The sequence below is a fragment of the Ferruginibacter sp. genome, assembly GCF_014377975.1.
Taxonomy (GTDB): Bacteria; Bacteroidota; Bacteroidia; order Chitinophagales; family Chitinophagaceae; genus Ferruginibacter.
This window is the reverse complement of the sequence record NZ_JACMOO010000117.1, coordinates 1-7,507: the sequence shown is the minus strand read 5'-3', so window position 1 is coordinate 7,507 and position 7,507 is coordinate 1. Positions and strand designations below refer to the sequence as shown.

Below are 7,507 nucleotides of genomic sequence, written 5' to 3'. Positions count from 1 at the left end.
GTATAATAATCAATTAGTTATAAAATTATTTTAGAAGCCGGTTTCCTGACTACGGACTACTTTTCCAAAAAGGAGAGAGAAATAAAAAATATACCGACGTCACTGTAAGAATATTTCTACAAATTTTTGCCGGCGCATCTTCCTGAGAAACAAAAATGTCTGGACTTTTATATTATTACCATAAAAATGTTACCCATTGAAGATGTTTTAAATAATAAAACTTAAAAAATATAGCCTCAGTAAAACACCTTATAATTAGCAATTACTTAAATTCATTTGAAGCATGCAATTGTGTAAATGAGATTTGGTAAATGATTTCTCTTAAATTGTGTTAAATAATAGTCATGAAAATAAGCTACGTTAAGCCCTTTCTATTTTTTACAGGGATTTTAATAATCCAATTTTGTACTGCTCAAAAAAAAACGTTGAGTATTGATGCATTAAAAAACAATGCCATGGCCGAGATCCAACTGAAGTATGAAGAGTACAAACAAACGGCCTTTCAGATATGGAACTTTGCAGAGGTTGGTTACAAGGAAGAAAAAAGTACGGCTCTATTACAGCAAACCTTGGGTGATAACGGCTTTACCGTACAAAAAGGAGTTGCCGGTATACCCACCGCATTTGTTGCAACCTATGGAAGCGGTAAACCTATAATTGCTATTTTAGCTGAGTTTGATGCTTTACCGGGCTTATCGCAGGAAGCAGTTCCTGAGAAAAAAAGTATTGCAAATAAAGCAGCCGGCCATGCCTGTGGACATCATTTATTTGGTACTGCTTCTGTGGCGGCTGGCATTGAAATTAAAAAATTGATAGAGCAAAAGAAGATAAGCGGCACCATCCGTGTGTACGGATGCCCGGCAGAAGAAGGCGGTTCAGGTAAGGTATTTATGGTAAGGGCTGGTTTGTTTAATGATGTGGATGTAGCCATCCACTGGCATCCGGGAGATAATAACAGCGTTACCTTAATGAGTGCTTTGGCAAATAAATCGGCCAAGTTTCGTTTTCATGGCATTGCAGCACATGCTGCTGCTTCGCCGGAAAAAGGAAGGTCGGCCCTGGATGCGGTGGAGGCAATGGATAACATGGTAAACATGATGCGGGAACACATACCGCAGGAAACCCGTATACATTATGTAATTACCAATGGTGGTAAAGCGCCGAATGTGGTGCCTGATTTTGCAGAAGTGTATTACTATGTACGTCATCCAAAAAGAGAAGAGGTAGTTAAAATATTTGACCGTGTGGTGAAAGCCGCCAATGGTGCCGCCATGGGAACAGAAACGACAGTTGACTATGAAATTATTGGAGGGACGCATGACCTGTTGTTAAATAAAACATTGGCCGAAAACATGCAACTGAATCTTGAAAAAGTAGGAGGTGTAAACTTAACCCCAGATGAAATAGCATTTGGAAAAAAACTACAGGCAACTTTTGGTTTTGCTGTCCCGGCAATAGAATCTGCGGCAGTTGTAAAACCATTAAAAAAAGGAGAAACATCTGGTGGTGGAAGCACGGATGTGGGCGATGTTAGCTATACAGTACCTACAGTAGGAATGGAGGCTGCAACCTGGATACCGGGTACTCCTGCACATAGCTGGCAGGCAGTTGCATGCGGCGGTACCGAAATTGGAACCAAGGGAATGATGGTTGCAGCTAAAACGATGGCACTAACTGCTATAGATTTATTTATCAATCCTGCATTAGTGGCAAAAGCTAAACTGGAATTTATAAAAGACAAAGGCGACTACCAATACAAAGCATTGGTGGGCGATATTAAACCTGCCTTAAATTACAGGGATTAATTTTTATAAGTAGGGTACTGATAATTTTTTATTAATTCAAAGTTGCCGGAGCGCCTCCTGTTTTTCTCACAGTGACGTTAGCATATATTTTATTAATGTAGAAAATCGGTTCTTGAGTAAGTGCCCGGTGCAGCATGGTTGCCTTCTTTAAAATTAAAATATACAAAGTTGATACCTTTTAACTCGGTAAGATTATAAGTAACTTCTGCAAGGTAAGCCTCGGCACCACTGGATCCTGATTGATTGGTCAGGTATTTACTGTTTTTAATCTTTATAAAAATACTGTCGTTGGAAACTTTTGTAACACTCAGTTTTATTTCAGGATACATTTGATTCAGTGTCTGTATTATATTCCCCGCTGTTAATGAATCAGCCGGAATAGGCCTGCTCCGGATCATCATCATACCTTTTTTAGGATCAAAATCGCTTGACCAAAAATAGTGCGTGTCTTTGTAGATGGCTGTGGTATCTGTACTAACAATACTTTTAATTGTGTCAACAGATAAATGATCCTTATCAGCCTGTTTAGTATTACAGGAAAAAATTAACGGAAACAGTAAAATGGAAACAGCATACTTTTTCATCGTTGCATATTAATGGTTAGTAAATGTTGGAACTTTTAATTTTTTCATTCTGAGAAGCCGTTTAAAAATAGCATTTTCTTTCCCATCTTTGTTTAAGAGCGTGGGGAGCCACCCCAGCATACCACCATGAAAGGTTTTGCAATCCGCCACTTTTAAAGTTATAAAGCCATCTGGAAATCATTTTTATACAGGGTCTGATTATACCATCTTGTAAAACATAAAATTACAAAGAGATCATCAATAAAAAAATGATCGTACTCCGGCGAAATACTGATTGTTAAAAAAAATAAAGTAATAAAAATAGCTCCGCACTTTTAATTAAAAAAATTTTTGGTGAGGTAGCCTCTTACCTGTCTCATTTTACATGCAGTTTTGGTAAGTATTTACAAGATTATTTTTCTTTTATGAAAGTGGATTTGCCACCTGACTGTGTTAATGCAATTTCATTTTTGTTCAGTAAAATACAATCACCAATCCTGCAGCCACAAAGCCAAATGTATCTTTGCCTGTATTGCTACGTATAAATTTTTCCTGGCCGGTAGCTTCTGCGTTCAGGTTATTTTCTTCTTTGGTAAAAGTTATTTTTATCGGAATGTCTTTGCCGGAATATATGCCCATGTATTTATTCAGATCAATTATTGCTACTGCTTTTTATTTTTTGTCCCCAGGTATTATTGCTTTCATCCGCATCCATGTAAATACCGCTATCCAATTTTAAGAAAGTAATTTTCTTTTTGGTTATAATGTTTATGGTTGCAGCCTGCTGGTTCTTTTCCCAGATGCCAGCAGTGGCATGAACAATTTCTTTTGTATTGTCGGAATATTCTATCAGTACATCTGTTGGTATTGCGTAGCCTCCAATATTTTTTACGTTCAGTGAATATCCTGTAGCCGATGGAGTTAATTTATCCACCGAGATGTCCATGTAAAAAGGGTTCATAAACCAATTACTAAAATACCAGTTTAAATCTTTGCCTGAAAAGGTAGAAAAGCTGTTGAACATATCCCAGGGTATTGGATGTTTGCCATGCCAGTTGTTCATAAATCCATGTAAAGCTTTTTTAAATAATTCATCACCCAGCATATCCTTTAATGCCAGGTAAGCCAATGCAGGTTTGCCATATTCATTTTCTCCCATGGCTTGTCCGCTTAAAATATTTACCGGTGTAATAATGGGTATCTGTGTTTCATCTGTTGGATTTAATGCCCAGTTAGCTACCCTGAATTGTTTAAAAAATGTATTGGCTTTTTCTTTGCCAATGTCTGCCTGGCCAATCAGGTTTTCAAAGGCCGTTGTCCATCCTTCATCCATAAAACCATACCGATGTTCATTTATACCCATGTAAAAAGGAAAATAAGAATGGCCCACTTCGTGTTCGGCAATAAAGCGTTGTATAACATCGTCCGGCTGCGGACTATCATTGGCCATCATAGGATATTCCATATCAGCAAAACCCTGAATAATAGTGCTTTTTGGAAAAGGATACGCAACACCCGGCCAGTTATTGCTGTACCAGTCAAGCGAATGCTGAATGTGTTTTACCTGGTTGTGAAAATTGGTTGCGTTGTTTAAATACGCCGATTGGCAACTTGCCCGGCGTCCTGTTTTTTTATCAACCAAAATACTTGCGGCATCCCACACATATTGATCGCTGATGCAATAAGCCATATCACTTATATCGGAGGCTTTCCATTTCCATGTATTTGTTGCATTTTGTATGGTTATATTTTTTGCTTCAATATCTTTTTGAGTAGCCACATTGATTACGTCGTCACTAGTAAAACTTTTATTAAATTTTTCAAGATATGGAGGTTGTAAAACATCAGCAGCATTTAATAAATCGCCGGTACCCCAAACTAAGAAATTTTTAGGAACGGTAACCGCCACTGTGTAATCATTAAAGTCGTTGTAAAATTCCTGGGCATCTGTAAAGGCCATTCTGTCCCAGCCAAATACATCATCCAGTACTGCTACCCTTGGATAAAAATAAGCCAAAAAAAAGCTGGTGCTATCCAGTTTGCCTTCCCTGCCACTTTTTTCGCTCAAATCATAATGCCAGGTAAAACCCAGTTGTACACTATCCCCATGTGCTACAGGTTTAGCCAAACTTACTCTTTTCCAGGTTTCTCCAGCTGCGTCAGCAAATTTTGAAACCTTCCCATTTTCCGTAAATTGATCAATGTGAATACCGGATGTTAAATAATCAGCACCTACAGTTCCTTGCCTGCCGGTTCCGGGAGCATGAATATTCATAATTAGTTTTATTACAATGCTGCTAATGGGCTTTGAGCTGTTGTTGATGTAACTAATTGTTTCATTACCAGTAACAGCTTTGGCAGGCGGAGCAACAGCAACATTAATTGTATAACGGCCATAGTTTTGCCAGTAATTTTTACCGGGTTTTCCATCCATGCTTCGGGTTTCGTTAGTGTATGCCTTTTTAATATTCTGTGGTATAAATAAAGTTTGCTGCGCATTGGCCTTTTGGCAGGCAAGCAGACAAAGAATTAGCAACGCTTTGTTCATTTCAATTTGTTTTTGAATGAAAGTAAGTAAACAGTAATGTACTAACTTTTAATTTTACACAGGCGGTAATTGAACCATCGTAAACAGTAAAAAGTATTTTGGAAGAATAAACGCAATAACAAGAGGCCAGCATTTTTTTAAGGAAACATAAGGCAACAAAATATTGAGAAATATTTATATTGCCAACGGTTTATGATTGTAAGCAAAATTGTTTAAGACTCATTTTATACTAATCTTTTTCATCTCCCTAATAATTTTTAGGAAAGATATTTGTGAAAAGGTTAATTAATAAAAATTATTTGCTAAAACTTAAAAAGAGAAGCCAGGATAGAAATCCAGCTTCGTTTTTGTCCAATATCCTATGAAAAACCTACTTTGACAATGTAATAATTGTGCCAAATATTTTTTAGTATAAATGGGTTTTCAATAGGGAATTATTTTCCTCAAAAAAAAGTTAATTTTATAATTTGCAGATTTTGTAGAATTACTTTCCAATTTGCTACAACTTAGCATTGTAAGCTGTTATACATTAAACCGGTAACGCTAAAACTCTCCTTAGGTAAAATACATAAAGGGTCTTTTCAAATATGGAATGTATTCATTCATCTTTCCAGCCTGTTTTAAAGTTAAATTTATTGAACAACCCTATCAGGCATTCAGCTGTTGTTCATTCAGGAATTAGTAATATTTTTTCTGTGAAACTGGTTCATAGTTTCCATACTGATCGGATAGGCTAACATCGTTTCTTCCGCTTTTGCCAATTTTATTTGTATTTATTCAGATAAAAAATTCATTGTTATCTACAAGACAGGACTACACTCTTTTACAATGTTGGCTTCGCTGACTGGATTTTATTTGTGTGCTACCAAAAGTGCATGCTATTGTGCGGAGGCATTATAAAGATGATCATAATTCCAGTGAAAGTTTTTTAAATTTAAGCAGATGAAAATCTGCTGAATTTTTATGAACAACAATGCAGGCAATGGTTTTATTATTTACAGGCGGTATCAGTTTCTTAGATCATTGTAGTTACCGTCGTTTGGTCTTTCATCTTCCTTCCATTTACGAACTGCTTTAAAAGGGAGCTCAAGCAAATTACCAATAGATAACTCTTTTTCATCCGCATAAGCCGGAACGCCTGTTACAATTTTTTGCTGATGTATATTTAGCCTAACTGTTTTGTGTATTCTATCCCAGAAAGAAAAAATAATGGAATAATTGCTATCTGTTTCTTTCTTAACCATTGAATGATGAATACCATGCATCCTTGGTGTTACAATCAATGTATTCAATACTTTTTCAAACCACAACGGAAGTTTTGTATTGCTGTGTTGAAAAAGGGTAGCTGCTTCAAAAGCAATTTCGTAAATAAGAACAATTGCAGGTGAGGCCCCAATTAGCAATACCGCAGCTCCACGAAAGAAAACAGAGCCTATCATTTCACCAAAATGAAAACGGAAAGCCGTGCTTATATCAAGGTCAAGGTCAGTATGATGAACCAAATGAAACCGCCACATAAATGGCAGCTTATGCAATAAGACATGCCAGATGTAATTGCTGTAATCAAGCAATACAAAGGCAATAACAAATTTAATCCATAGTGACGCGGAATATAAATTATTTAACCCAAACTGATATTGCTGGTTTTGTACTGCAAGCCAGATTATTACCGGTATAAACAACAGGCGCAGCAATGCAAATGCAGGAATAGCCACAATAAAATTAATTAGCATTCTTTTCCACCTGTTCTGAACTCTTTTTCTTAATTGAAATTTTGTTTCTACAATAGACAAAATGATGAATAGTCCCGTTAATATGGGCGTGCCGTAACTATCAAAAATAGATTTAATCATCGTCTCTTAATTTTTGCCTTCCTTTTTTTTAATATAACAGGATGCATCTTTATTTAGGTAAAGATCGTACTAAATTTTTGGCTAAGAACCTTTAAGGCACTTTCACTGCCATCATCTCTAAATAATGAATACCCTCTTTTACATTTGCCCGAATATGACCTTGTTGAAAATGTTTATAAGCCCTTTATTTATAAAGAGCCATTTCAGTTTTTGTTGCTCAAAGGGGGCAAATTGTATTACCTCCATCAATACCGTAAGTTATTCATAGCCGAAAAGGTAGTTGCGATGCCGGCGGCCTGGCGTTGTCGTCAATTGGCTTCATGCTTCTTTATTTATAATGAGCAATGATACTGTTGGAAACTTCAATTAAATCCTTTCCTGTAAATTGTGGAGTAGGTGCAAGCGGATAAAGTGATTGGCCTTCCCTTTCAATAAAAGCGGCCTGCATACCAGCCTGTAAAGCACCAGCAATATCCCAGCCATGTGCAGCAACCAGCAGGGCACCAGTAACATCAACAGATGATTGTTTGGCCGCCCAGGTATATGTTTCTGCTGCTGGTTTATATTTTTTAATTGGATCTATACTAAGTGTTGCTTCAAAATACCCCGTGAGTTTTGTGTGTTGCAATTGTGCTGTAAGCGTTGCTAAAGGAGAATTAGTTAGCGTAATAAGGCGAAATCCATTTTCTTTCAAAAGCTGTAAGCCTTTTGGTACATCCGGATAAGCCGGTAATTCTT

Annotated in this window: 6 protein-coding genes; 2 read left to right on the top strand and 4 right to left on the bottom strand. The window is 36.8% G+C overall.

Annotated elements, in window-relative coordinates:
- Positions 1-455: 455 nt before the first annotated feature.
- Positions 456-1,805 (top strand): M20 family metallopeptidase, encoded by a 1,350-nt coding sequence (locus H7254_RS06900; protein ID WP_301932273.1) that lies wholly within the window; start codon positions 456-458, stop codon positions 1,803-1,805.
- Between the two features lie 92 nt (positions 1,806-1,897).
- On the opposite strand, the gene H7254_RS06895 is transcribed toward H7254_RS06900, so the two are convergent.
- Both H7254_RS06895 and H7254_RS06890 read right to left on the bottom strand, forming a co-directional pair.
- Positions 1,898-2,389, bottom strand: a complete 492-nt coding sequence (locus H7254_RS06895; RefSeq protein WP_301921285.1) for a hypothetical protein — start codon at positions 2,387-2,389, stop codon at positions 1,898-1,900.
- Between the two features lie 453 nt (positions 2,390-2,842).
- Positions 2,843-3,007: a hypothetical protein gene (locus H7254_RS06890; protein ID WP_301932272.1), complete on the bottom strand. Its 165-nt coding sequence runs from the start codon at positions 3,005-3,007 to the stop codon at positions 2,843-2,845.
- A 116-nt stretch (positions 3,008-3,123) separates the two neighbouring features.
- Here H7254_RS06890 and H7254_RS21440 point away from each other — a divergent pair, with 116 nt between their 5' ends.
- Positions 3,124-3,186 (top strand): hypothetical protein, encoded by a 63-nt coding sequence (locus H7254_RS21440; RefSeq protein ID WP_367875421.1) that lies wholly within the window; start codon positions 3,124-3,126, stop codon positions 3,184-3,186.
- 2,737 nt (positions 3,187-5,923) lie between these two features.
- On the opposite strand, the gene H7254_RS06880 is transcribed toward H7254_RS21440, so the two are convergent.
- Both H7254_RS06880 and H7254_RS06875 read right to left on the bottom strand, forming a co-directional pair.
- A complete protein-coding gene (locus tag H7254_RS06880; RefSeq protein WP_301932270.1) occupies positions 5,924-6,769 on the bottom strand; it encodes a sterol desaturase family protein in 846 nt (281 codons plus the stop codon).
- 328 nt (positions 6,770-7,097) lie between these two features.
- Positions 7,098-7,507 (bottom strand): HAD hydrolase-like protein (locus H7254_RS06875; RefSeq protein WP_301932269.1); only part of this gene is annotated, 410 nt, incomplete at its 5' end.